This window comes from Enterobacter hormaechei subsp. hoffmannii (genome assembly GCF_001729745.1).
In the GTDB taxonomy this organism is placed as follows: domain Bacteria; phylum Pseudomonadota; class Gammaproteobacteria; order Enterobacterales; family Enterobacteriaceae; genus Enterobacter; species Enterobacter intestinihominis.
Window position 1 is genome coordinate 1,745,129 of the sequence record NZ_CP017186.1, and the last position, 24,413, is coordinate 1,769,541.

General features: G+C 54.3%; 28 protein-coding genes. 9 read left to right on the forward strand and 19 right to left on the reverse strand.

The features are described 5' to 3' along the window. Positions 1 to 49: 49 nt before the first annotated feature. The 5 genes from purB to rluE are packed head-to-tail and all read right to left on the reverse strand — an operon-like array spanning position 50 to position 4,385. Complete coding sequence (purB, locus tag BFV65_RS08195) at positions 50 to 1,420, reverse strand: adenylosuccinate lyase (protein ID WP_023305884.1); 1,371 nt, start codon at positions 1,418 to 1,420, stop codon at positions 50 to 52. A 19-nt stretch (positions 1,421 to 1,439) separates the two neighbouring features. After that, positions 1,440 to 2,069, reverse strand: coding sequence for a high frequency lysogenization protein HflD (gene hflD / locus BFV65_RS08200; protein ID WP_006809213.1), 630 nt, complete (start codon positions 2,067 to 2,069; stop codon positions 1,440 to 1,442). Positions 2,070 to 2,096: 27 nt separating this feature from the next. Further along, positions 2,097 to 3,209, reverse strand: a complete 1,113-nt coding sequence (mnmA, locus tag BFV65_RS08205) for a tRNA 2-thiouridine(34) synthase MnmA (protein ID WP_058647124.1) — start codon at positions 3,207 to 3,209, stop codon at positions 2,097 to 2,099. Between the two features lie 40 nt (positions 3,210 to 3,249). Continuing rightward, positions 3,250 to 3,723 carry an NUDIX hydrolase gene (locus BFV65_RS08210; RefSeq protein ID WP_063149002.1) on the reverse strand — a complete coding sequence of 158 codons (474 nt, stop codon included), beginning with the start codon at positions 3,721 to 3,723 and terminating at the stop codon, positions 3,250 to 3,252. Continuing rightward, positions 3,723 to 4,385, reverse strand: coding sequence for a 23S rRNA pseudouridine(2457) synthase RluE (gene rluE, locus BFV65_RS08215; RefSeq protein ID WP_062932503.1), 663 nt, complete (start codon positions 4,383 to 4,385; stop codon positions 3,723 to 3,725). Before rluE ends, BFV65_RS08210 begins: the two co-directional genes overlap by 1 nt. 117 nt (positions 4,386 to 4,502) lie before the next feature. On the opposite strand from rluE, the gene icd reads away from it, so the two are divergent. Together icd and BFV65_RS08225 are read left to right on the forward strand one after the other, a co-directional pair. After that, positions 4,503 to 5,753, forward strand: coding sequence for an NADP-dependent isocitrate dehydrogenase (icd, locus tag BFV65_RS08220; RefSeq protein WP_003857898.1), 1,251 nt, complete (start codon positions 4,503 to 4,505; stop codon positions 5,751 to 5,753). A 76-nt stretch (positions 5,754 to 5,829) separates the two neighbouring features. Continuing rightward, the gene (locus BFV65_RS08225; RefSeq protein WP_022647773.1) at positions 5,830 to 6,075 is read left to right on the forward strand and encodes a DUF2543 family protein; all 246 of its coding nucleotides are present in this window, start codon (positions 5,830 to 5,832) and stop codon (positions 6,073 to 6,075) included. A gap of 4 nt (positions 6,076 to 6,079) precedes the next feature. Here the strand turns inward: BFV65_RS08225 and BFV65_RS08230 are convergent, their stop codons facing one another. After that, positions 6,080 to 7,579: an EAL domain-containing protein gene (locus BFV65_RS08230; RefSeq protein ID WP_023305887.1), complete on the reverse strand. Its 1,500-nt coding sequence runs from the start codon at positions 7,577 to 7,579 to the stop codon at positions 6,080 to 6,082. 123 nt (positions 7,580 to 7,702) lie between these two features. Next, positions 7,703 to 7,795, reverse strand: a complete 93-nt coding sequence (gene yncL / locus BFV65_RS22360) for a stress response membrane protein YncL (RefSeq protein ID WP_071524166.1) — start codon at positions 7,793 to 7,795, stop codon at positions 7,703 to 7,705. Between the two features lie 370 nt (positions 7,796 to 8,165). On the opposite strand from yncL, the gene BFV65_RS08235 reads away from it, so the two are divergent. Continuing rightward, positions 8,166 to 8,414 carry a GlsB/YeaQ/YmgE family stress response membrane protein gene (locus BFV65_RS08235; protein WP_022647775.1) on the forward strand — a complete coding sequence of 83 codons (249 nt, stop codon included), beginning with the start codon at positions 8,166 to 8,168 and terminating at the stop codon, positions 8,412 to 8,414. Between the two features lie 53 nt (positions 8,415 to 8,467). Here BFV65_RS08235 and yoaJ read toward each other — a convergent pair whose 3' ends face one another. Genes yoaJ through BFV65_RS08240 form a run of 3 tightly spaced genes read right to left on the reverse strand, consistent with a single transcriptional unit; the run spans position 8,468 to position 9,715 of the window. Then, positions 8,468 to 8,542, reverse strand: coding sequence for a protein YoaJ (yoaJ, locus tag BFV65_RS23540; protein ID WP_071785224.1), 75 nt, complete (start codon positions 8,540 to 8,542; stop codon positions 8,468 to 8,470). Further along, on the reverse strand, positions 8,543 to 8,641 hold the full coding sequence (locus tag BFV65_RS23070; RefSeq protein WP_015570793.1) for a YoaK family small membrane protein: 99 nt from the start codon (positions 8,639 to 8,641) through the stop codon (positions 8,543 to 8,545). It lies immediately after the preceding gene. Between the two features lie 45 nt (positions 8,642 to 8,686). Next, positions 8,687 to 9,715 (reverse strand): sensor domain-containing diguanylate cyclase, encoded by a 1,029-nt coding sequence (locus BFV65_RS08240; protein WP_045307956.1) that lies wholly within the window; start codon positions 9,713 to 9,715, stop codon positions 8,687 to 8,689. Positions 9,716 to 10,028: 313 nt separating this feature from the next. Here BFV65_RS08240 and BFV65_RS22375 point away from each other — a divergent pair, with 313 nt between their 5' ends. Beyond that, complete coding sequence (locus BFV65_RS22375) at positions 10,029 to 10,283, forward strand: putative hemolysin (protein WP_022647777.1); 255 nt, start codon at positions 10,029 to 10,031, stop codon at positions 10,281 to 10,283. 80 nt (positions 10,284 to 10,363) lie between these two features. Further along, positions 10,364 to 10,669, forward strand: coding sequence for a hypothetical protein (locus tag BFV65_RS08250; protein WP_022647778.1), 306 nt, complete (start codon positions 10,364 to 10,366; stop codon positions 10,667 to 10,669). Here the strand turns inward: BFV65_RS08250 and BFV65_RS08255 are convergent, their stop codons facing one another. Beyond that, positions 10,670 to 11,014 carry a DUF488 domain-containing protein gene (locus BFV65_RS08255; protein WP_045621401.1) on the reverse strand — a complete coding sequence of 115 codons (345 nt, stop codon included), beginning with the start codon at positions 11,012 to 11,014 and terminating at the stop codon, positions 10,670 to 10,672. A 150-nt stretch (positions 11,015 to 11,164) separates the two neighbouring features. Between BFV65_RS08255 and BFV65_RS08260 the strand changes: the two genes are divergently transcribed. Then, a complete protein-coding gene (locus tag BFV65_RS08260) occupies positions 11,165 to 11,872 on the forward strand; it encodes a CTP synthase C-terminal region-related (seleno)protein (RefSeq protein ID WP_032624456.1) in 708 nt (235 codons plus the stop codon). A gap of 31 nt (positions 11,873 to 11,903) precedes the next feature. Here BFV65_RS08260 and BFV65_RS08265 read toward each other — a convergent pair whose 3' ends face one another. Continuing rightward, positions 11,904 to 13,091 carry a CynX/NimT family MFS transporter gene (locus BFV65_RS08265; RefSeq protein WP_069596450.1) on the reverse strand — a complete coding sequence of 396 codons (1,188 nt, stop codon included), beginning with the start codon at positions 13,089 to 13,091 and terminating at the stop codon, positions 11,904 to 11,906. Positions 13,092 to 13,190: 99 nt separating this feature from the next. Here BFV65_RS08265 and BFV65_RS08270 point away from each other — a divergent pair, with 99 nt between their 5' ends. Further along, complete coding sequence (locus BFV65_RS08270; RefSeq protein ID WP_069596451.1) at positions 13,191 to 13,982, forward strand: AraC family transcriptional regulator; 792 nt, start codon at positions 13,191 to 13,193, stop codon at positions 13,980 to 13,982. Here the strand turns inward: BFV65_RS08270 and BFV65_RS08275 are convergent. From BFV65_RS08275 to BFV65_RS08285, 3 genes are all read right to left on the reverse strand, one after another. Continuing rightward, a complete protein-coding gene (locus tag BFV65_RS08275) occupies positions 13,966 to 14,412 on the reverse strand; it encodes a DUF441 domain-containing protein (RefSeq protein ID WP_003857881.1) in 447 nt (148 codons plus the stop codon). The two genes, BFV65_RS08270 and BFV65_RS08275, sit on opposite strands and share 17 nt — an antisense overlap. A 106-nt stretch (positions 14,413 to 14,518) precedes the next feature. Next, positions 14,519 to 16,555: a glycoside hydrolase family 31 protein gene (locus BFV65_RS08280; protein WP_069596452.1), complete on the reverse strand. Its 2,037-nt coding sequence runs from the start codon at positions 16,553 to 16,555 to the stop codon at positions 14,519 to 14,521. A 15-nt stretch (positions 16,556 to 16,570) separates the two neighbouring features. Beyond that, a complete protein-coding gene (locus BFV65_RS08285) occupies positions 16,571 to 17,902 on the reverse strand; it encodes a glycoside-pentoside-hexuronide (GPH):cation symporter (protein WP_023305891.1) in 1,332 nt (443 codons plus the stop codon). A gap of 285 nt (positions 17,903 to 18,187) precedes the next feature. Between BFV65_RS08285 and yoaI the strand changes: the two genes are divergently transcribed. Next, entirely contained in the window at positions 18,188 to 18,289 is a 102-nt protein-coding gene (gene yoaI / locus BFV65_RS23355) for a small membrane protein YoaI (RefSeq protein ID WP_017384693.1), read from the forward strand. 20 nt (positions 18,290 to 18,309) lie between these two features. Here yoaI and BFV65_RS08290 read toward each other — a convergent pair whose 3' ends face one another. From BFV65_RS08290 to yeaG, 3 genes are all read right to left on the reverse strand, one after another. Then, positions 18,310 to 18,810 carry a YbaK/prolyl-tRNA synthetase associated domain-containing protein gene (locus BFV65_RS08290; protein ID WP_022647787.1) on the reverse strand — a complete coding sequence of 167 codons (501 nt, stop codon included), beginning with the start codon at positions 18,808 to 18,810 and terminating at the stop codon, positions 18,310 to 18,312. A gap of 99 nt (positions 18,811 to 18,909) precedes the next feature. Beyond that, positions 18,910 to 20,193: a YeaH/YhbH family protein gene (locus tag BFV65_RS08295; protein ID WP_017384692.1), complete on the reverse strand. Its 1,284-nt coding sequence runs from the start codon at positions 20,191 to 20,193 to the stop codon at positions 18,910 to 18,912. Between the two features lie 89 nt (positions 20,194 to 20,282). Then, on the reverse strand, positions 20,283 to 22,217 hold the full coding sequence (yeaG, locus tag BFV65_RS08300; RefSeq protein ID WP_006809140.1) for a protein kinase YeaG: 1,935 nt from the start codon (positions 22,215 to 22,217) through the stop codon (positions 20,283 to 20,285). Between the two features lie 432 nt (positions 22,218 to 22,649). Between yeaG and BFV65_RS08305 the strand changes: the two genes are divergently transcribed. Next, positions 22,650 to 23,396, forward strand: coding sequence for a MipA/OmpV family protein (locus BFV65_RS08305; RefSeq protein WP_032676322.1), 747 nt, complete (start codon positions 22,650 to 22,652; stop codon positions 23,394 to 23,396). A 66-nt stretch (positions 23,397 to 23,462) separates the two neighbouring features. Here BFV65_RS08305 and BFV65_RS08310 read toward each other — a convergent pair whose 3' ends face one another. After that, positions 23,463 to 24,347, reverse strand: a complete 885-nt coding sequence (locus BFV65_RS08310; protein WP_022647789.1) for a D-hexose-6-phosphate mutarotase — start codon at positions 24,345 to 24,347, stop codon at positions 23,463 to 23,465. Between the last annotated feature and the right edge of the window lie 66 nt (positions 24,348 to 24,413).

Genomic DNA, 24,413 nt, shown 5'->3' on the forward strand with positions numbered 1-24,413 from the left:
CACGATGATGAAAAGCAGCCCCCTTTCCGGGTGGAAAGGGGGAGGGTGATTACTTCAGCTCGTCAACCATGGTAATGGCGCGGCCAATATAGTTTGCCGGGGTCATCTCTTTCAGGCGCGCTTTTTCTTCTTCGGGCAGCGCCAGACCATCGATAAACTGTTTCATACCCTCAGCATCAACGCGTTTACCGCGGGTCAGCTCTTTGAGTTTCTCGTACGGTTTTTCGATGCCATAACGACGCATCACGGTCTGAATCGGCTCCGCCAGCACTTCCCAGTTGTGATCCAGCTCGTCCAGCAGACGGTCGCGGTTCACCTCCAGCTTGCTCACACCCTTCAGGGTGGACTGGTAGGCGATCAGCGCGTAGCCAATACCCACGCCCAGGTTACGCAGCACCGTGGAGTCAGTCAGGTCGCGCTGCCAGCGGGAGACCGGCAGCTTACTCGCCATATGCTGCAACACGGCATTCGCCAGGCCCAGGTTACCTTCGGAGTTTTCGAAGTCGATTGGGTTCACTTTGTGCGGCATGGTGGACGAACCGATTTCCCCGGCGATGGTTTTCTGCTTGAAGTGGTTCAGGGCGATGTAGCCCCAGACATCACGATCGAAGTCGATCAGGATGGTGTTGAAACGCGCAATGCAGTCAAACAGCTCGGCGATGTAGTCGTGCGGCTCAATCTGGGTGGTGTACGGGTTCCACTGGATCCCCAGAGACGTCACGAACTCTTCACTGAACTGGTGCCAGTCCACTTCCGGGTACGCCGCGATGTGGGCGTTGTAGTTACCCACCGCGCCGTTGATTTTGCCGAGGATCTCAACCTGCTCCAGCTGACGATACTGGCGTTCCATGCGGTACGCCACGTTTGCCATCTCTTTACCCATGGTGGATGGGGTTGCTGGCTGGCCATGAGTACGGGACAACAGCGGAATATCGCGGTACTCCACGGACAGCGCTTTCACCGCATCGATGATTTTACGCCAGTAAGGGAGTACCACCTCTTTGCGTGCGGTAGAGAGCATCAGCGCGTGAGACAGGTTGTTAATATCTTCAGAGGTACAGGCGAAGTGAATAAATTCAGATACCGCGTGCAGGGCAGGGACGCTTGCCACTTTCTCTTTCAGGAAGTATTCAACCGCTTTCACGTCGTGGTTGGTGGTGCGTTCGATGGTTTTAATACGCGCGGCATCTTCTTCGCTGAACTCAGCAACGATTTTATCAAGGTAATCGTTTGCCTTTGCGTCAAAAGCAGGAACTTCCTTGATTGCTGTCTGGGCGGCCAGCTTTTGCAGCCAGCGCACTTCAACCTGAACACGGAACTTCAGCAGGCCATATTCGCTGAAGATCCCGCGCAGCGCGCTGACTTTATCGCCGTAGCGTCCATCGACAGGGGATACGGCGGTCAGTGAGGATAATTCCATAATTCGCAACTCCGGGAGGTTAACAATGAGCAAGAATTTGTTTTGCCTGAGTCGTCAGGCGATGACGAGAAAACATGAGCTGTAGGCGGCCACCGCCGACCTGTTGCCACAGCACGGCGGCACGGATGCCTGCCAGCAGCGAAGCGCGTACCTTCGCCTGTACCTGTGGGCTTTGCAATACGGCAGGCGAACCGGTGACCTGAATACGCGGGCCGAGCGGGCTAATTACGTCGACGTAGATACCGGCCATCGCGCTCAGCAGGGTCTCAGACTGGAGATCAAAGTGGTCGAGCTGGCGCTGTAGCCCGGCGATGCGATCGCCCAGGGTATTCATTGCGCCTTTCGCCGCGTTCAGCTTACGTTCCAGCACCATCAGGCTTAAGGTGTAGCGTGTCAGTTCCGCGTTCAACCCCTGACGGTTGCTGGCGTTGAGCACGCCGAGCAGGGTTTCAAGACCGAGACGAAGATTGGTTTCACTGCCGCCAAAGACGCCCAGCGTGGAGCCTGGGTTAAGATCGATAACGCTGTTGAGTGAAACGTGCAGGGCATCAGCGTCGCAATGACCCTGATGCGCCAGCTGTTGCACCAGACGGGCTGACTGGCAAATTCCCGCCAGCGCCAGGGTGATGTCGTAATAGTTCTTCGCCACACGGTCTCCTTTATGTGTGCAAACGGTTTAAACAGCAGGCAGCGGCAGGCGCTGTTCAATGATCCCACCGCCGAGGCAAATTTCGCCGCTGTAGAAAACAGCAGACTGGCCAGGGGTAACGGCGGAAACCGGCTCGTCGAAACGCACGTCAATGCGATCGTCATCCAGTGGGGTGACGGTGCAAGGGATGTCGGTCTGGCGGTAGCGCGTTTTCACGGTGCAGCGCAGCGTGCCTTTCAGCGGCTCGCGATCGACCCAGTGCAGCTGTTGCGCGATAAGTCCAACGGACATCAGGCGCGGATGGTCGTGACCCTGAGCCACCACCAGAATATTGTTTTCGACATCTTTGTCGACCACGTACCACGGATCTTCGCTGCCCTCTTTGGTGCCGCCGATACCCAGACCTTTACGCTGGCCGAGAGTGTGGTACATCAGCCCCTGGTGCTGACCAATCTCATCACCGTCAACGGTGACGATTTTGCCCGGCTGTGCAGGCAGGTAGCGCCCCAGGAACTCGCGGAATTTACGCTCGCCGATAAAACAGATACCGGTGGAGTCTTTTTTCTTCGCCGTGATCAGATCCAAATCTTCAGCAATCTTACGCACTTCCGGCTTTTCAAGCTCGCCGACCGGGAACAGACTTTGGGCAATCTGTTCATGGCTCAGCGTGTAGAGGAAGTAGCTCTGATCTTTATTGCCATCCAGACCGCGCAGCAGCTGGCTTTTACCATTCACATCCGCGCGACGCACGTAGTGGCCGGTTGCAATGTAGTCTGCGCCCAGGTCTTCCGCGGCGAATTCCAGGAAGGCTTTGAATTTGATCTCTTTGTTACACAGGATATCCGGGTTTGGCGTGCGGCCCGCTTTGTACTCTTCGAGGAAGAGTTCAAAAACGTTGTCCCAGTATTCTGCGGCAAAGTTAACGGTGTGCAGTTCGATGCCGAGCTTATCGCACACGGCCTGCGCATCGGCGAGATCCGCAGCGGCAGTGCAGTATTCCTCGCCATCGTCTTCCTCCCAGTTCTTCATGAACAGGCCCTCCACCTTATAGCCCTGTTGCTGCAACAGGTAGGCGGAAACGGAGGAATCGACACCGCCGGACATGCCGACGATCACTTTTTTCTGGCTGTTATCTGACATGGAATACTCACGACATTGAACTTCAAGGCGGCGTATTCTATCACGCCCCCCCACCATTGACACCCTCTGTAAACGGCCAGTTAAATTCTGCAATGACATCCAGCGGCAGGCGCGCCGCAGACTGCCAGCAGCGGATGCTTTCCGCAACCAGCGGCGAGCGCAGGTTTGGCGCGCTCAGGATCTCGTCTGCGTTCACCCACAGGCAGCGATCGATATCGTCGTCGTGCGGTTCAGTGGCGCACGTTTCGTTAAGCTCAACGGCGAATAAAAAGCGCAGGAAAGGTGTCTGGTCAGGCGCTATCCACTGATGCATACGGATAAAGTGCTGCGGTTCGGCGCGGATACCCGTCTCTTCCCAGAGCTCGCGTTTCGCTGCCTGCAATAAGGTTTCGTTGGCTTCAAGATGCCCGGCTGGCTGATTCCAAAGCGCTTTGCCGTTGATGGTCTCTTCCACCACCAGGAATTTCCCCTGCGCGTGGACCACGCAGGCGACCGTAACATGGGGTTTAAACATCAGTTCTCCTTAGGGGTAACATCCCGCCATTCCCCGTTAGCCAGCGAGTCCAGCGTGTAGCTGCCCATGGCGTAGCGAATGAGTCGCAGGGTAGGGAAGCCCACATGCGCAGTCATGCGCCTGACCTGTCGGTTGCGGCCTTCATAAAGGGTGATTTTAAGCCAGCTGGTGGGAATCGATTTGCGCTCACGAATCGGCGGGTTGCGCGGCCACAGCCACTCGGGTTCATTCACGCGCTCAATACCAGCTGGCAGGGTAGGACCATCGTTCAGCGTTACGCCGTTGCGCAGCTTTGCCAGCGACGCGTCGTCCGGCTCGCCTTCAACCTGCACATAGTAAATTTTTCCGGTACGTTTGCCCGGCTGAGTAAGCCTGGCCTGGAGCACGCCGTCATTGGTAAGCACCAGCAGCCCCTCGCTGTCGCGATCCAGACGCCCGGCCGCGTAGACCCCCTGAACGGGGATAAAATCCTTCAGCGTGCTGCGCCCGGCCTCGTCGGTAAACTGCGGCAATACATCGTAGGGTTTATTGAACAGTATGACCCGCGTTGGCTGGGGTTCTGGCGTTCTTCTGGTGGCTTGTCGTGAGCTGAATCGCTCAACCCGGTGTTTTCTAAAAGAAGTTTTCTTCATGGTATTTTCAGGCGTTATCAATTGCCGCATTATAGCCTAATAACGAAGACCTTTCATGGCGTCGGACAATCAGGTACTATCGGAAGGCTCATTACAATTTATTAACATAAGATCAGTAACAACCAGAAGCGCTCGAAGGAGAGGTTAATGGAAAGCAAAGTAGTTGTTCCGGCGGAAGGTAAAAAGATCACCCTGCAAAACGGCAAGATTAACGTTCCTCACAACCCGATTATCCCGTTCATCGAAGGTGACGGTATCGGTGTAGACGTTACCCCGGCAATGCTGAAAGTGGTTGATGCCGCTGTTGAGAAAGCCTACAAAGGCGAGCGTAAAATTTCCTGGATGGAAATTTACACCGGTGAAAAATCGACTCAAGTTTATGGCCAGGACGTCTGGCTGCCAGCCGAAACGCTGGACCTGATCCGCGACTATCGCGTTGCTATCAAAGGCCCTCTGACCACGCCAGTTGGCGGCGGCATTCGCTCCCTGAACGTGGCGCTGCGTCAGGAACTGGATCTGTATGTGTGTCTGCGTCCGGTGCGTTACTACCAGGGCACTCCAAGCCCGGTTAAGCACCCGGAACTGACCGACATGGTCATCTTCCGTGAAAACTCTGAAGACATCTACGCCGGTATCGAATGGAAAGCGGATTCTGCTGATGCAGAAAAAGTGATTAAATTCCTGCGCGAAGAGATGGGCGTGAAGAAAATTCGCTTCCCTGAGCATTGCGGCATCGGCATCAAGCCGTGCTCCGAAGAAGGGACTAAGCGTCTGGTGCGTGCCGCCATCGAATACGCTATCACCAACGATCGTGACTCTGTGACCCTGGTTCACAAAGGCAATATCATGAAGTTCACCGAAGGCGCGTTCAAAGACTGGGGCTACCAGCTGGCGACCGAAGAGTTCGGCGGTGAACTGATCGACGGCGGCCCATGGCAGAAAATTAAAAACCCGAACACCGGTAAAGAGATCATCATTAAAGATGTGATCGCCGATGCGTTCCTGCAACAGATCCTGCTGCGTCCTGCTGAATATGACGTGATCGCCTGTATGAACCTGAACGGCGACTACATCTCTGATGCGCTGGCAGCGCAGGTCGGTGGTATCGGTATCGCCCCGGGCGCGAACATCGGTGACGAGTGCGCCCTGTTTGAAGCAACTCACGGTACTGCACCGAAATATGCAGGCCAGGACAAAGTTAACCCAGGCTCAATCATTCTGTCCGCAGAGATGATGCTGCGTCATATGGAATGGTTCGAAGCCGCAGACCTGATTGTTAAGGGTATGGAAGGCGCGATTAACGCGAAAACCGTCACCTATGACTTTGAACGTCTGATGGAAGGCGCTAAACTGCTGAAATGCTCAGAGTTTGGCGACGCGATTATCGCGAACATGTAATCCACTCGCTGGGTTAAATGACAACGGGAGCCTGAGGGTTCCCGTTTTTTATGCACACAAGACGGAAAACAACGCTATGACCCATGATATCCCGCTCAAGTATTATGACATCGTCGACGAGTATGCGACTGAAACGGCAAAACCGCCAGAAGAGGCGGAGCGTACGCCACTGGCACACTATTTTCAGCTGCTGCTCACTCGCTTATACAACAATGAGGAAATCAGTGAAGAGGCGCAGCGGGAGATGGCTGTCCAGGCGGAGATAGATGAAGCGCGCATTGACGATATTGCGAACTTCCTGAATCAATGGGGCAATGAATAACGCTTCATCGCGCTGAGTAAGCCAGCAGGCTGGCGAGGTCGTGCCGGGTTAGTGATTTTGAAAAGTACCAGCCTTGCACGAGGGCATCGGGGTATCTCTGCGCGATGAACTGATATTGCGTTTCGCTTTCGACTCCCTCAAACACCAGGGTTTTGTGCAGTTTAGCGAGCGCGTCGCTAAAGATCACCAGGATATCCTGTTTATAATGCTCGTTGATGCCATCCACTAACGACTTATCCACTTTGATTTCGTCATATTTGAGATTGGACAGCCTTGCCAGATTAGAGTTTTGCACGCCAAAATCGTCTATTGAAATTTTGACGCCTGCCGATTTAAGATCCTCACAAAACTCTTCAAGGATGGCCGAGGTGGAAACGCCATTCTCGGATAACTCAACTTTGATTAACGATAAGGGAATAGCGTTCTCTAAGCATGCATGACGTAATACCGCCAGAAATTTGCCGTCTTCAATTTCCGTCCGGCCAACGTTCAGTGAAATCATTAACTGATGTTCGGCCGCCAGCCCGGCAATTTCCGCCAGGGATTTCTTTATCATGTTCTGATAATAAACGTTATACAGACCAATTTTTTTAATTAACGGGATAAACAGCTCAGGAGAAACCTCTTTGTGATTGTTATCCTGCCATCTTGATAACACTTCAACCCCGACGATTTTCTTATCAGCAACCCGAATTATGGGCTGAAAATGAACGCTGATAGTATTCGCTATCACCGCCTTGACCAGCGTTCGCTCAAGAGAAAGTCGATCTTCATAAAGTCGAAGAGAAAACAGCGTCAGGGATACCCAGATAAAGTATAAAAACAGGCACAGGAGCACCATCACTACGCGGGAGAGCGATGCCAGTCCGGCATTGTGGTGGGTGACGGTAACGCACAAATCCCAGCGCGTGCTGCACTGCGTCACGGTCTGTGTGAATAACAGTGACGACAAGCGGCTAAGGTTTTCTGTAGGTGACGTAACGGTAAAAAAGGTTCGGTCGAAATCTTTCGTGGTAGAACGAAGTGAATAGTTGGCGGTGACCGGAGAGAATTTATCGTAGGCTGAACGTGATGTGAAGATAATAAGATGGTTATAAATTGTCGCATTGCCTACAAAAAAATCTTTCTGTGAAAATTGCGCCAGACTGAATCCGTTCAGGGTGTTGTGAAGCTCAGAGGGAAGGGCGATGGGATTTGCCAGCTTGCCCCAAAATGCGGTGCAGGTAATTTTCCCATTTTCAATAAACCCCACATCGGCGAAATAGAGACTCTGCATCTTTAAATTACGGTAGACGTTCAGGCTGGCGTTATCGCATCCCTTCGCGGAGGTATTTTTAAGCGTACTGGCGATATTTTGCGTCAAGTCTTCGGAATAGCGTAAGAGCGTGTGGGAGATCTCCCTCTGCCGGTCCTTTTGCTGCTCAACGATAATGGCGTTAACCGCATACAGCGACAGGACGACCATAAAGGTTGAGATGATAGCAACGGCAATGGCCTTGTTCATTTTCCTGCTGTCCCGCCACGTCCTGAGGTGCAGGGATCTTAACACAGGTCATTAAAGCTACAAGTATGCGCGTTGAGCCCGCACGTAATTGAAAGGAAAGCCACCATGCCGACTCATTACATCTCAGAACCACTCAAACCGTGTTGAGAGCAGTAACAGTAGCGTACTGGCAGAAACAAGATTAAGGCAGATGACGAACTTGCTCGATACGTTCATGTTATCAGATTCACTTTGCTGTTCAGTAGCCACAGAGAATAGCGGTTCACCTCCTGGGAAAAAACGCCAGATTTTGGTGGGGTGAGGCAAAAAAAAGCCCACTAGAAAGTGGGCAAGAAATACTGGAAGCAATGTGAGCAATGTCGTACTGAATACCTGAGTGATTTGCTCAACTATTCAGTAATGAGAAAGATAATCTTTCTCAGTAAAAGATGCAACCCCACGATGAGTGTGGAACGGCAATTTTTATTGCTCAGATTTTACTCAAACGAACCGTGTGATTCTTATCACAAATTTCCTTTCTCAGATCCTGTGCTATCCTTTTCTGTGTCGTTGATTTAATGACAAAAACCATACAGAGAGGAAAGCTATGGGAATTTTATCCTGGATTATCTTTGGGCTGATTGCGGGGATCCTGGCGAAGTGGATTATGCCGGGCAAAGATGGCGGCGGTTTCATCGTCACGATCGTTCTGGGGATTGTAGGTGCAGTCGTCGGTGGCTGGATCAGTACCCTGTTCGGCTTTGGCAGAGTTGATGGCTTCAACTTCGGCAGCTTTGTCGTCGCGGTGATTGGCGCGCTGGTTGTTCTGTTTATCTACAGAAAAATCAAAAGCTAAATCTGACCTGTGTTAAAAAAGGCTGCCTGAGGGCGGCCTTTTTACTTTGGGCGTTACCACCAGCCTAACTGCGTACCGGCGACGGCCACGATGGCGACAATCAGCATGATGAGGGTCGTTTTTCTCATTTATGCCCCCGGCGCGGCGTAACCGCCAAGGAAAAACCAGCCTAAAAACACTACTGCCGTGATAAAAATAACCACCGGAAAGAGGATCCCTATTCTCATGCCATCACCTGTTTGAGTTTGTATAAGGCCGTAGAGTGTACGGTTTTAATCTAACGCGACAAAGCCTGTTTTGTTTTTTCCTTTTTTATCCTGATACATCGCGAGGTCTGCGGTGCGCAGGGCACTATCTTCATCTGTGCAGTGAGGATCAACAATAACGACGCCATAGCTTGCACCGGGATAGAGAATAGTGACATTACCTAACCCATATTCACCCGCGATACGGCCGTTGAGGCGGGTTTTGATAGCGTTGACCTCTGTGCTGGCGTCGCCATCATTGCTGTGACTCAGGCTGGCAACCAGAAATTCATCGCCGCCGAGCCGGCCGATAATTTCGTCCTGCGTTTGCTGGTGAGTCAGTCGATTGCCGACCTGAACGAGGAACCGATCGCCCGCTTCATGACCGTAGTGATCATTGATTCGCTTGAAATCATCGAGATCAATAAAGGCAATCATGACGTTGCGGTTAAGATGGCGCGCCAGTGAGAACAGGGTGGTAAGGTTTTCAAAAATGGCGCGACGGTTCGGCAGGCCGGTAAGGGCGTCGGTGTAAGAGTGGGCAATGAGCGCCGCATTTGCTTCACGAAGCTGAAGCACAAGCGACTCTTTCTGAATGTACTGACCAATTAACCCGGCAAAGAGCCTGATCACCTGCTCGCCACGCTCGCTGAACTGTTTCTGTGCGGTGCTGGCAGCGCAAAGCGTGCCGTACAGAGAACCGTCAGCCAGGTGAACCGGCACGCTCATATAGGTTGTAATACCCAGTGCTTTTGCCGCTTCACACTCCGGCCAGCGGTCGGGCACCTCGTTACTGAACAAGGTGTCGCTATCCATGGCGCGCTTACAGAGCGTTTCGTCCCAGGGCACGCTGAACCCTTCCGGGATCTGCATTTGCTTGCTGTTACGGGCATATAAAATGTGCTGCAAACGCGCGTTGATATCGATTTTGGTCAGGTAGGTTGATTCCATATCCGTCACAATTTCCAGCATTTCCAGTAGCTGACGCACCAGACTGTCGAGAGATTGCTCGGTGGAGAGGGTTTCTGAAACACGGGCAAGAATGATATCTGACATGAGGCAGGTTGACTCCCATGCAGAAGACCTCTGTATCTGCATGTTATGCTGAAAATATAGACTCCGGTCATAGTAAAACATGAACAGGATTAATTTTATAGATTCTTCTGAAAGCGGATGAAGGAGAGGCTAAAAAAAAGCCCCGATGTTGAGATCGGGGCAAAACATCTTGATTACGGAATGATGTTCTCTGGTCAGAGTGAGAACAGACACCACTATAGGGATGAATCGTGCAGGTTTAATGGAGAAATCATGGAGAAAACGGCGATGACCCGTTACTCTGACGTTTTCAACACCCTGAAGGATCATGATAATGAAATATCTTCTCCTGGCGCTGGTTTTACCGCTGGCCGCATGCTCAACAAAGACACCTCCTCCCGATGCGCCTCAACCGCCGCACGCTATTGGTATGGCAAATCCGGCGTCAGTGTACTGTCTGGAGAAAGGGGGAGAGCAAATCCCTGTACAAAGCCCGCAGGGCGTACGTACCGAGTGCAAATTGCCAGGCGGGGAAGTGATCGATGAATGGGATCTCTATCGCCGCGATCACCCGCAACCGACCAGATGACAACGGCAATAAAACTGCGATACACTTCTCTTTAGGATTATTCTTAGCCAGTTTCTGGCGGTACGTTTGCGAGAAGAAGTATGTTTCAGTTAAAACCGGGCAGCATGGCGATAATTGTGGGTGCGCGTACGACGGCGGGCCGTCGAAATATCGGTAAATCCGTGGAGCTGTTTGGCCTTTGTCAGCCGGGCCAGCGTTTTGTGAACCCGGTTAACGGCGTCATGACGCAATTACCTGATACATCAGCGCGTGCGCTGTGGCTGGTCACCGGTGATGTTTACGCCTTTGATAATCAGCACGGTTTTGCGTTTGTTCGCCCGGAACATTTGATGCCGCTTACTCCCGACGAGATGCCACACAACGTGGATGAGCTGGCAATCGGTTAATCACAGTTTACGCAGCCAGTCCGCCAGTACCCGCGCGTGATTCTGCTCCGTATTTTTCGCCCCATAGAGTAGCGTCACGGTCTGCTGTCGGGCGAGGGCCGCCAGGCGTTTGCCTTCATCCTGATGCTGCGCCAGCTCTTTACGATAGGCTTCACTGAACGCGGTGAAATCTATCGTTTCACTGTGAAAGGCTTTCCGCAGTTCGCTGGACGGCGTTAGCGCTTTACACCACTCATCACAGGCGAGGTCGGTCTTTTTTATCCCTCGCGGCCAGAGTCTGTCTACCAGCACCCGGTAACCATCGTCTGACGTTGCCTGTTCATAGACGCGCTTACATTGAATCATCCGTTTTCCTCCTACCGTGCGACGTTCGGCAAGAACACTATAGCACCCGGCGTTTAAGCACCCAATTTAAGGTATTGTGATAATTGCAAAAGATCGGTAGTCTGAGGTTCCTTATGTTATCTGAAAATCCTCCGGCATAAGGAATCTCTCATGGAACTCTCCCCGGTTAAAACGACGCTGCGCATTGCGCTGGTTGGTGATTACAATCCCGATGTTATTGCGCACCAGGCGATCCCGCTGGCGATTGACGACGCCGCTGCGGTTCTGGATCTCACCGCTGATTATGACTGGCTCGCCACGCCTGAGCTGACCAACCCCGAAGACCTGGTCGGGTACGATGCCATCTGGCTGGTACCGGCAAGCCCGTATAAAAACACCGAGGCGGCGTTTATTGCCGCGCGTTACGCGCGTGAAAACAGCATCCCTTTTCTCGGCACCTGCGGCGGGTTCCAGCATGCGCTGATTGAGTATGCCCGTAATGTGCTGGGCTGGCACGATGCAGGCCATGCCGAAACCGATACCGAGGGGAGGATGGTGATTGCGCCGCTGGCCTGCTCGCTGGTGGAAAAAACCGACGCGATTGAGCTGCGGAACAACACGCTGATTGCCAAAGCGTACGGCAAGCCGGAAATTCATGAAGGTTATCACTGCAATTACGGCGTCTCGTCTGAGTTTGCCAGCCAGCTTGAGCGGGGCGACATGCGCGTAACGGGCTGGGACGAGCAGGGCGAGATCCGCGCGGCAGAGCTGCTGACCCATCCTTTCTTTGTCATCACCCTGTTCCAGCATGAGCGGGCTGCGCTTCAAGGGCGCCCGGTGGTGCTGGTACAGGCCATGCTGCGGGCGGCGCAGGGATAAAAAAAGCAGACCGTCAGGTCTGCCTTGAATGTCAGCGGGGTGTGATCTCCCGGTCACGCCCGGCCAGCATGCCGCACAGGGCCATCACTACCGCAGCCAGCGCGCAGGCCAGCAGCGGAATGCGCCAGTCTCCGGCGGTATCGTGAATTTTCCCCATCAGCGGTGGGCCACAGGCCGCCAGCATATAGCCAATCGACTGTGCCATGCCGGAGAGCGCGGCGGCCTGATGGGCCGAGCTGGCGCGCAGTCCGATAAACGTCAGGCCGAGGATCATGGTGGCGCCGGATCCAAAGCCAAACACCAGCGTCCAGACGACGGCCAGCCCCGGCGCGAACCAGAACCCGGCCGCACTGACGGCGCACATCAGAGCGACAAGCCCGGCTATGCCACGCTGATCGTTAAGACGGTGCAGGATCAGCGGAATGGCGAGACCGGGAACAGCGGTTGCCAGCTGGAGAAGTCCGTGCATGGAGCCAGCCTGCGTTTCGCTGTAGCCGTGGCTAAGTAAAATCGCGGGTAACCAGCCGATAATGACGTAGTAAATCAGCGAGTTAATGCCCAGAAAAAGCGTCACCTGCCAGGCGAGTGCGGAGCGCCAGATTGCCCGATTGTGCAACGCGCCCGCACCGGTCAGGGTGGCGGCCGGCCTCTGGCGCCATTGCGGTAACCACAGCAGCAGCGCCACCAGCGGGAAGAACATCAGCATCAACAGCGCCCCGTGCCAGCCACCACTCCCCAGCGACAGCGGGACGATCAGCGCCGACCCTGCGGCAGCGGCGGCTCCCATCGTCAGCGAATAAGCCCCCGTCAGTTTTGCGACCTGGCCCGGAAAATCACGTTTGATTAATCCGGGTAACAGTACATTGCCCAGCGCAATCCCACAGCCCACGATCGCCGTACCGATAAACAGCAGCGAGGCCGACGGCAGCGAACGTACGCCAATCCCGATGCAAATCAGCAGCAGAGCGATAAACAGGCTGCGCTCCATGCCCAGGCGCCGGGCGACGCCTGCGGCAAGGGGAGAGATAAAGGCGAAGGCCAGCAGAGGCAGCGTTGTGAGCAGGCCGGTTTGCGCCGTGCTTAAGCCATAGTCCTGTCGGATGGTGTCGAGCAGGGGGGCGACACCGGTAAAGGTGACGCGCAGCGTCGTGGCGATCATCAGGATGCCTGCAACCAGCAGCGCGCCCTGTTTCCCGGAAGGTTGAATAGCAGTAGTCATTATTGTCTCTTACGTTCAGGCGAGCGCATACCATACCGATTTAAGTCGTGGTTGAAATCAGGCTAAAATGACAGTTTATCGCTAATATCGGACAACTTTATGTATGGACTGGGACTCGACGGCTACGATCCCGATAGCCACCACGACGCGGCGGTGGCCTTTCGCATCCGCGTGGTGGCACAAGAACAGTACATTCCGCTGCATCTGCACCGCAAAGGGCAGTTGATTATGGCGCTGGGAGGAGCGATCACCTGTGAAGTAGAGAACGCGATGCTGATGGTGCCGCCCCAGTATGCGGTGTGGATCCCGGGTCAAACGCCGCACAGCAACAAGGCGACGCCCGGCGCGCAGCTCTGCCTGCTGTTTATTGAACCCGGTGCGCTCGAATTGCCGACCCGTACCTGTACGTTGAAAATATCACCCCTGGTGCGGGAGCTGGTGCTGGCGCTCGCGGACAGGTCACAGGAGGAACTGCCTCTTCCCGCTACCGGAAGGCTGGTTGACGTCCTGTTTGATGAACTGCCCCTGCAACCGCAGGAGCATCTCCAGCTGCCGGTATCTCCGCATCCGAAAATTCGTCTGATGAGTGAGACCATGGCAAACGAACCTGCCGCCTGGCAGACGCTGGCGCAGTGGGCCAGCCACTTTGCCATGAGCGAGCGCAATCTGGCGCGGCTGGTGGTGAAAGAGACCGGCTTAAGCTTTCGCCGCTGGCGACACCAGCTCCAGCTGATTGTCGCATTGCAGTTTTTGATCGGCGGAAAGTCGGTCCAGCAGGCGGCGCAGGCGCTGGGGTATGACTCCACCACCGCCTTTATCACCATGTTCAAGAAAGGACTGGGACAGACGCCCGCCCGCTATATCGCCAGCCTGACTACGACTTCCCGATAAACAGCGAAACCAGTCCGGCAGCAATCAGCGGGCCAACCGGCACGCCACGAAATAGCGCCACGCCTAACACGGTGCCCACCAGCAGCCCGGCCACCAGAGAAGGCTGGCTGCTCATCAGCGTCACGCCGCGCCCGCCAAGCCATGAGACAAAAACGCCCACTGCAATCGCCACCAGCGATTTCCAGTTCACAAAGGAGTGCAGCAGCGTTGAGGCCGGTAGCGTTCCGCTGGCAATCGGGGCCATCACACCGATGGTCAAAATAATGATCCCGATGGTAAGCCCCTGTTTTTCTATCCACGGGAAGAAGGTGTTCAACGGTGTGACGCGAACGATGATCAGGACCAAAATGGAAATCGCGACGGTGGTATTGTGGCTGACAAAACCCAGAGCAGCCAGGGCCAGAAGTATGAGTAGTGTAGGGTCGAACATGACGGGATCCTTGCCAAAAATAGTAAGCCTGCTTACTTTACGCGCAAACGCGACGGCAGGCAGGCTTTACTAAAAAAATTGTCTATTTTTGGGCACTTGCCTGACGTCAGTCCACCAGTTGCTGGATAAGCGGACTCCCTTCGCGGATAAACACCGGGATGGTTTCCAGCGCCGCAGGCACCCGGATATGCTCCCCACCGGCGTAGCGCTCACCGTTGAGGGCGATCCAGCTATTGCCCGTCGGCAGCCAGACATCGCGCTCACGCTGACCGGCCTGCATAACCGGCGCCACCAGAAGATCTTCACCAAACAGATACTGATCTTCACACGCCCAGCTCTGCTTATCCTTCGGATAGTGCCAGAACAGCGGACGCATGAGCGGGTCTCCGTGCAGATGAGCCTGCCGGTACAACGCGTCAATATACGGGCGCAGGGTTTCGCGCACGGTAAGCCAGTGCTGCATGATGGCGTAATTCTCTTCTCCGTAACTCCACAGCTCATTAGGCGAACCGCTGTTACACTGAGGAATACCGTCACGGTAGCCCTCCGGAGGTTGGATCTGCGGTTCGCGATAGCCGTGCATGCGCAGTACCGGTGTAAACACCGCCCACTGGAACCAACGGATCAGCAATTCATGGAACGCCGGGTCGTTAACGTTCCCTCCCTGGAAGCCGCCGATATCGGTCGTCCACCATGGGATCCCCGCCAGCCCCATATTCAGTCCTGCGGCGAGTTGATTGCGAAAAGCATGGAACGAGGAGTGGACATCACCCGACCACGCCAGCACGCCGAAGCGTTGGCTGCCTGCCCAGGCGCAGCGTACCAGGTTAACAATGTCGGTTTCGCCGTTTGCCTGGAGCCCATCGTAAAAGCCCTGCGCAAAGTCACGCGGGTAGCGATTGCCCACTTCCAGTACCGGACCGGCGTGGTAGCGATAGTTGTCAAAATCATAGGCGCGGTATTCCGGCTCCGCTTCGTCCAGCCAGAACAGCTTAATGCCCATGTCGTAGTAATTTTTCTTCACCGTATCCCAGACGAATTTCCGCGCCTCAGGATGGGTCGCATCAAAGAAGGTGGTATTGCCCATAAAATCGAGGTTGACCTGCACGCCGCGCTCACTGCTGACAAGCCAGCCTTTGGCTTTCATCAGCGGGTAGAGGGGGCTGCGCGCCTCTACCGTTGGCCACACCGACACCATCAGCGCAATACCCATTTCGCGCAGCTCGTCGACCATGCCTTCAGGATCGGGCCAGTCTACGGGGTCGAAGCACCAGGTGCCCTGATTCGGCCAGTGGAAAAAGTCGATGACCATCACCGACAGCGGCAGATTACGGCGGCGATACTCCCGCGCAACCTCCAGCACCTCCTGCTGGGTGCGGTATCGCAATTTGCACTGCCACAGCCCGCTGATAAACGCCGGGGCGGGGGGCGGAGTACCGGTGGCTTTCACATACTGGCGGGTGATATCCGCCACCGTGTCAGCGGCGGTGATCCAGTAGTCCATCTCTCCTGTGACGCGGGCGCGCCATTCCGTCTGATTTTTTGCAAAGCTGGCTTCACCAATCGCCGGGTTGTTCCACAGCAGGCCATAGCCAAGGCTGGACTGCATAAAGGGCACGCTGGCCTGGGAGTTGCGCTGAGCCAGCTCCAGCGTGCAGCCTTTCAGATCCAGCCACGGCTGTTGATACTGACCCATGCCATAGATGCGTTCATCCGGACGCGATTCAAACCGGACGGTGAGCTGATATTTGCCCCCCATCAGCGGTTTAAATTCGCGGCCATCCAGCTTCAGAGCGCTGACATATTTATCCTGACTCTTCTCGCTGGCACCGATACCCACCGTTGAACGCTGGCGCCACATCTCCTCCAGCAGCAGTTCGCCGCGCTGATTGTAGAAGGCCAACTGACCTTTAAGGTTCAGGGTCGCGGTAATATTGCCGTTGCGCAGCGTCAGGCTTTCCGCTTCGGCGACAATCTCGGCCTGGCAAGGGGCGGCGGGTAACAGTGCCTGTAAGGCGTCATCAAATGCCGGGGAGCAGGTGGCCCTGACGCGAAGACTGTTTTCTCCCCAGGGTTCGATGCGCAGGATCTGGCGTTCAAAACGCCATTCGATACAGTTGGAATGTTGAATCAGCTCACTCATGGATAATGCGTCCTTCTAAACAGGGTGTTTGGCGAGATGGATGGATTGCATTGTGCTGTCGTCGAGCTTGTACCAGCGCAGCGTGGCAAACGCGCAGAGCGACAAGATGCCAGGTACGACGGTGAAGAGGGCGATGATGCAGTACATGGCCGTGGTAGTTTGTTCCGGGGCATTGGCAACATAGCCGCTTAAGCCCAGCGTCCAGCCAACAATCGCGCCGCTGATCGCCATCCCCAGCTTGAGTACGGCGAGGAAGGTGGAGAAGATCACGCCGTCCATGCGTTTGCCCTGTTTCCATTCGCCGTAATCGGCGACATCCGCCATCATCACCCACATTAGCGTGGTGGTGGCCTGGTAAAGAGTGGAGACGATAAACGTCATGGGCACCAGAATAAGCACCGACTTAGGCGCAAAGAACAGGGCGATGCTGAGTACCCCCGCCAGTACGGAACAATATCCAAACATCTGCACTTTGCTGACGTTCTGCGTCAGACGTTTGGCCAGCGCGCTGCCTGCGGCTTTCCCGAGAATATGCGCCCCGAGCATCCACATAAAATAGCTTGCGCTACCGAGATAATAAGTGACGAAATACATCATTGCGCCAAGGCGAATAACGCCAAAACCAATATTGGTTAATACCAGGACGGCGACAACTCGCCATTGGTCGTTTCGTAATAAATCCCGTAGTTCCGCAAGATAATTATTGTGGGTGGCGGGAGCCTTAATACGTTCACGCGTATTGGCGAAGCAGATCCAGAACATGATCACCGCGACGGTCGCCATAATGGCCATCGCCCAGCGGTAGCCCAGTAATTTATCGTCGCCGCCTAAAAACTCTGCCAGCGGCATCATAAAGAATGTCGACAACGCGCCACCCAGCGTGGCAAGGAAAAAGCGATAAGACTGAAGGGAAATTCGCGCATCGTTGTCGGGCGTAATTACCGCGCCCATGGAGCAATAGGGAATATTGATTGCGGTATACATCAGCATCATCAGGGTATAGCTGACGGTGGCGAAAATCATTTTACCGTGCAGGTCGAGCGACGCCGGCACGGCGTAGGTCAGCAGACAGCTTGCGCCAAAGGGCAGCGCCAGCCACAGCATCCAGGGGCGGAATTTTCCCCAGCGGGTACGCGTCCTGTCTGCGATATAGCCCATCGCCGGATCAATTATGGCATCGGCGGTTCTCGCCAGAAGAAACATAGTGCCCACGAATGCGGCAGGTAACCCCACCACGTCCGTATAGTAAAACGTCAGAAAAATAATGACGTTATCCAGCCCAATATGGCTCGCCATATCGCCTAACCCATAACTGATTTTTTCTTTACGGGTAATTATCTCGGTCATTGTATTCACCTTGCCAGTGTAAGGTTTATTTATGAGGTGCTCCGTAAACAAGGTTAACCATCATGAAAAGGTTAACAATTGCGAGATCTGGCATCGGGGTTACGTAAATTTCTTTTCGTGATACCGGTAACAAATAAAGTATTTAAACAGTGACTTTATACGGGGGAGGGGAGTTAACAGCGAATCGTTTCAGCGAAAAATTGTCATTTCGCGGACGCGTCATTGTCATTTAACTGTCATTTTGCGGGAGTAAAAAAAAGGGAAATGGGCAAGGCAGAGGGCATCATGAACGATCCTATGTTTGTCGAAACGCTGATTATCTCCTCATCGTTTTTTATCATCGCGATTATTTTGATTGCTTCCGTGCTGCTGCTGGAAAACGGCTGACCGTTAGCCAGCCTCTGTATTTATTGTTTACGGAACGACACCAGTTCAGGACGGGCGATACGCAGATAGTCCTGGGTATCCATAATCACCGATTTTTCCAGCAGACCGGCGTTAAAGGCGATCTCGTCAAAGCGCTCAAACAGCAGCGGATCGGCGACCAGCGTCAGATCCGGGTGAAAGCTGAAGGGGGGAATGGCGCCGAAAACGCAGCCGGTAAGCGCATCCACTTCGGCCGGACTGGCGAGAGATGCCTTAAGCCCTCCGAAATGGCTGGCCAGCAGGCTCAGATCGGCCTGCCGATCGGCGGCGAGGATTGCCAGAATATGTTTCTTAACGCCGTTGCCTTTTACCTTACAGACCAGCGCTTTTGCTCCCTGGCGGAGATCGGTCCCGCGAATTTCACTGACCGCTTCGCATTTCCCTACGGCCTCATGCGCCACCACACGAAAGTGCGCCTCCTGCTCGGTTAATAAGCTGATTAGCTGCTGATGGGTTGTCGTCCCGATCACGTCATCAGACATAACGATTTCACCTGTGATTAGCCAATACGTAGCTTGCTACATTAGCACGGGAGGGAGAGGGCTGAAAGAAAACAGCCAGCGGGAGCGCTGGCTGTTGATTCATGCGTTGCTGGTGGAAGACTGTTTCTGGAACAGTTCCCGGAAGACCGGATAGATGTCATCCTGGTCACGAATGTGCTGCATCGCAAAGTTATCGAACATCGCTTGCAGATGCTCATACTCGCGCCACAGCGTCTGGTGGGCGCGACGGGTAATTTCAATGTAACTGTAGTAGCGCACCACCGGCAGGATCTTCTTCGCCAGAATTTCATGACACAGGGGCGAGTCATCCGCCCAGTTATCGCCATCCGATGCCTGGGCGGCGTAGATGTTCCACTGCGCCGGGTCGTAGCGCTCCTTCACCACCTCATCCATCAGCTTAAGGGCGCTCGACACGATGGTGCCACCGGTCTCCTGCGAGTAGAAAAACTCATGCTCATCCACCTCTTTCGCCTGAGTGTGATGGCGGATGTAGACCACCTCCACGTTCTTATACGTTCTGCTCAGGAACAGATAGAGCAGAATATAAAAACGCTTAGCCATATCCTTAGTGGCCTGATCCATTGAACCTGACACGTCCATCAGGCAGAACATCACCGCCTGGCTGGAAGGCTCCGGACGTTTTTCGTAGTTCTTGTAGCGCAGGTCGAACGTGTCGATAAACGGCACCCGGTCGATCTTCGCCCGCAGTTCGGCAATCTCTTTTCGCAGGCGCTCCTCTTCCAGTAGTTGCGCCGGTTCGGTGTTTTCCACCACTTTCAAGCTGGTTTCCAGCTCGCGCAGTTCGCGCCGTTTGCCTGCCGTCATCGCCGTGCGTCGCGCCAGCGAGTTTTGCAGTGAACGCACCACGCTGATGTTGGCGGGCACCCCGTTTGCGGTATAACCCGCGCGATGGGTTTTGTATTCGTTGAGCTGACGGTGCTGATTCTTTCTCAGATTCGGCAGGGCCAGATCCTCAAACAGCAGGTCGAGATATTCGTCTTTTGAAATCTGAAAGACGAACTCATCCTGGCCTTCACCGTCCTGGCTGGCCTGTCCCTGACCGCTGCCAGAACCGCCGCCTCCGCCTTGTGGCCGCTCGATTCTGTCATTCTGGACGAAGTGGTCATTACCTGGGTGCACGCGATGGCGAAGGCCGCCACGCCCCTGATGAAACATCGGTTCGCTGATGTCATCGTTGGGGATGGAGACGGATTCGCCGCTGTCGACGTCGGTCACCGAGCGTTTGTTGATGGCCTCGGAGATCGACTGTTTAATTTGCGCTTTATAACGGCGCAAGAAGCGCTGGCGATTCACCGTGCTCTTGTTTTTGCCGTTAAGACGCCGGTCAATAAACCAGGTCATATATCCCCCGTACTGCATTTGCCAACTTGCAGCGTCCGTAAGTGCCGGACATTTTGTTGGCCCGGTAAGCGCGTTACCGGGCACTTGTTTTAAGACGATTTACGCACGCGCAGATACCATTCACAAAGCAGGCGGACCTGTTTGCGCGTATAGCCTTTTTCCATCATACGGTCGACAAAATCGTCGTGCTTTTTCTGCTCGTCGGTTGAGGTTTTGGCGTTGAACGAGATAACCGGCAACAGCTCTTCCGTGTTAGAGAACATTTTCTTCTCTATAACCGTGCGCAGTTTTTCGTAGCTGGTCCAGTTTGGATTACGGCCGTTGTTATGCGCTCTGGCGCGCAGCACGAAGTTCACAATCTCGTTTCGGAAGTCTTTCGGGTTGCTGATCCCGGCCGGTTTCTCAATTTTTTCCAGCTCTGCGTTCAGGGATTCACGGTCAAACAGCTGGCCGGTATCCGGGTCGCGGTACTCCTGATCCTGGATCCAGAAGTCAGCGTAGGTGACGTACCGATCGAAAATGTTCTGGCCGTATTCGGAATAGGATTCCAGGTAGGCGGTCTGGATCTCTTTGCCGATAAACTCGGCGTATTTCGGGATCAGGTAGCCTTTCAGGAACTCCAGGTAGCGTTCAGCCTGCTCCTGTGGGAACTGTTCACGTTCAATTTGCTGTTCCAGCACATAGAACAGATGAACCGGGTTGGCGGCCACCTCCGCGTGGTCGAAGTTAAAGACGCGGGAGAGGATCTTAAACGCGAAACGTGTCGACAGGCCGTTCATCCCTTCGTCGACCCCGGCGTAATCGCGGTATTCCTGGTACGATTTGGCTTTCGGGTCGGTATCCTTCAGGCTTTCGCCGTCATACACGCGCATTTTGGAGTAAATGCTGGAGTTTTCCGGCTCTTTCAGGCGCGACAGAATCGAGAAGCGCGACAGCGTTTCCAGCGTTCCCGGTGCGCAAGGGGCATGGACCAGCTCACTGTGGTTGAGCAGTTTTTCGTAAATCTTGATCTCCTCGGAGATCCGCAGGCAATAAGGCACTTTGACGATGTACACACGGTCAAGGAACGCCTCATTGTTTTTGTTGTTACGGAAGGTCACCCATTCAGATTCGTTCGAGTGGGCGAGGATAATCCCGTTAAACGGCAGGGCGGAAATACCTTCCGTCCCGTTGTAGTTCCCCTCCTGTGTGGCGGTCAGCAGCGGATGCAGCACTTTGATCGGTGCTTTAAACATCTCGACAAATTCCATAATCCCCTGGTTGGCGCGGCATAGCGCACCGGAATAGCCGTAGGCATCCGGGTCGTTTTGCGCGTGATGTTCCAGCTTACGGATATCGACTTTACCCACCAGCGCCGAGATGTCCTGGTTGTTCTCGTCACCGGGTTCAGTTTTAGCAATGGCGATCTGCTCGAGGATAGACGGCCACACTTTCACGACGCGGAATTTGGTGATGTCCCCACCAAACTCGTGCAGGCGTTTTGCCGCCCACGGCGACATGATCGTACCGAGATAGCGATGCGGAATGCCAAACTCTTTTTCCAGAATTTGCGCATCCTCTTGCGGGTTAAACAGGCACAGCGGATGGTCATTGACCGGGCTGCGCTCGCCGTTGGCGCTCAGCACATAGATCGGCACGCGCTGCATCAGCGCTTTCAGGCGTTCAGCCAGGGAGGATTTACCCCCGCCGACGGGACCCAGCAGGTAAAGGATCTGTTTCTTCTCTTCCAGCCCCTGAGCGGCATGCTTCAGGTAGGAGACGATCTGCTCAATGGCATCTTCCATACCATAGAACTCTTCAAACGCCGGGTATCGGGCGACTACCCGATTCGAAAAAAGACGGGAAAGCCGTGGCTCCAGGGCAGTATCAACCATGTTTGGCTCACCGATAGCCATCAATAGCCGTTCTGCCGCATTGGCATAGGCACTGCGATCTTGCCGACAAATGGTAAGAAACTCCTGCAGTGTGAACTCTTCGTCCTTGGCAGCTTCGTAGCGCTGGCGATAGTGATCGAATATATTCATGGCATGCCGTCCTTTCGTTTTTTAGCACAGGATAAGAGCCGTTCGTATGAGTAGTGGAGGCTCCCGGAAGAGAATCTTTCGCACCTCACTGCCAGAGCAGCAACCTGTGTGCCAGGTCGAAGGCTATGAACCGCAGGGTGTTCAGCAAAACCTCTTCTTAAATTAAAGCGTAGATGGCAATTGCAAAACTTGCATACGGATAAAATCTACTTTCAATGACATATCAATAACTCATCCAAAAATTTCCACTGCGGTTATAAGCGAAAAGGGGGTTTTTCATTTATCGGTCACATAAATGAAAGCGGGATGTCATCTGAAAAATGAAAAATAACGGGTTAATCAAATGGATTCGCGCGCAAAAAATTTTGGGATGTACGGGAATGGCGGTTACACTTCACCCGCTGATTATTTGACTACAGGAAAGAATGGATTGTGACCAAACTCAAACTTCTGGCATTGGGCATCCTTGCCGCTACCGCAGCGAGCACCGTACAGGCTGAGAGCCAGTGGACTGTTGGCGCGGGTGCTGGCGTGATCAACAGCCCGTACAAGCAGTATGACCGCGACGTTTATCCTGTCCCCGTTGTCACCTATGAAGGCGATAACTTCTGGTTCCGTGGATTGGGCGGCGGCTACTATCTGTGGAACGATACGGCCGATAAGCTCTCCATCATGGCCTATTACGACCCAACGTACTTTAAACCAGGCGACAGCGACAGCAATGCGCTTCGTCAGTTGGACAAGCGCAGAAGCTCACTGATGGCCGGGCTTTCTTACGTCCATAATACCGAGTATGGCTTCCTGCGCACGGCGCTGGCGGGCGATACCCTGGACAACAGCAATGGCTTCATCTGGGATCTGGCGTGGCTTTATCGCTATACCAACGGCGCGGTGACCCTGACGCCGGGTATCGGTGTGCAGTACAGCAGCGAGAATTACAATGACTACTACTATGGCGTGTCTAAGGCTGAGTCTCGCCGCAGTGGTCTGAAGAGCTACAGCGCTGATGATGGCTGGGATCCGTACCTGGAACTCACCGCCTCGTATAACTTCCTCGGTGACTGGAACGTGTACGGTACTGGCCGTTATACCCGTCTGAGCGACGAAGTGAAGGACAGCCCGATGGTCGACAAGTCCTGGTCCGGCATCTTCTCCGTGGGTGTGACCTACAAGTTCTGACCAGAACGTGATGTATTAAAACGGGGCGCTTGCGCCCCGTTTGTTTTTTATGGTGCCTGATAAATATTAGCGCTTCACAATCTTGATCGTCTGGCCTAAGCGGGACGGTTTTTCTTCGCTGGTTTTCTGCGGGGCGGTCACGCACGCGGTTTCCACACACACGAAGGTCTTGTAACCGTCATCCGGGATATCTGCCATGCTGACGGAAAGGGCAGGGCCCGGGTTCCAGCCCACCACGTTGCTATGGTGGTGGTGAACCACGTCAATGCCGCGGTTCAACGCGCTGTCGTGGATGACGCTACAGGCTTCCGGGTGCAGATACACGCGATCGGTACGGTCCGGGAAGCTCTGAACGCCGTCGTCCAGCCTGCCTTCTTTCGCGTTGTCCACTTTGTCGATAAAGGTATCGCCAAGTCCGCTCACCTTAACGGCCTGAATGTCGCCTACGTTGAAATAGGTGTGCAGGGCGGACGTTGTTTCGAATTCGCCGTGCGCTTCCAGTTCAATCTCGCAGGTTTTACCCAGCTTGAAGCGGGCATAGAGGGTGAATTCATGTGGCCACAGGGCGCGCGTTTCATCATTTGCCTGAAGTTCAAAGGTCAACACCGCGCCGTTATCATCTTCGTTGTGGGCTTTCAGCGTCCACTGCTGGTTACGGGCGAAACCGTGAGACGGCAATCCCTGCTGCGCTGACGGACCAAACCATGGCCAGCAGATCGGTACGCCGCCACGGATCGCCGCCCCTTTTTTGAACGAGGTGGCCTCGCTCAGCCACAGGCCTTCTTCTTCGCCTTCTGGTTTCCAGGAGAGCAGGTGGGCGCCATTGAGCGCTACGGAGGCTTTAACGCGCGGATGATCGACGACGATGATATCGGCGCCGTCAATCTGACGGCGGGAGAGCACAGGGGTAAGTTGTTCGACTACCGGAAGTGCAAAAATTTTATTAATCATTAAGCAATCCTCTGTCTAAAAACAATAAAAAAGGCGACCGAAGTCGCCTTTTAGGATCAAGCACTC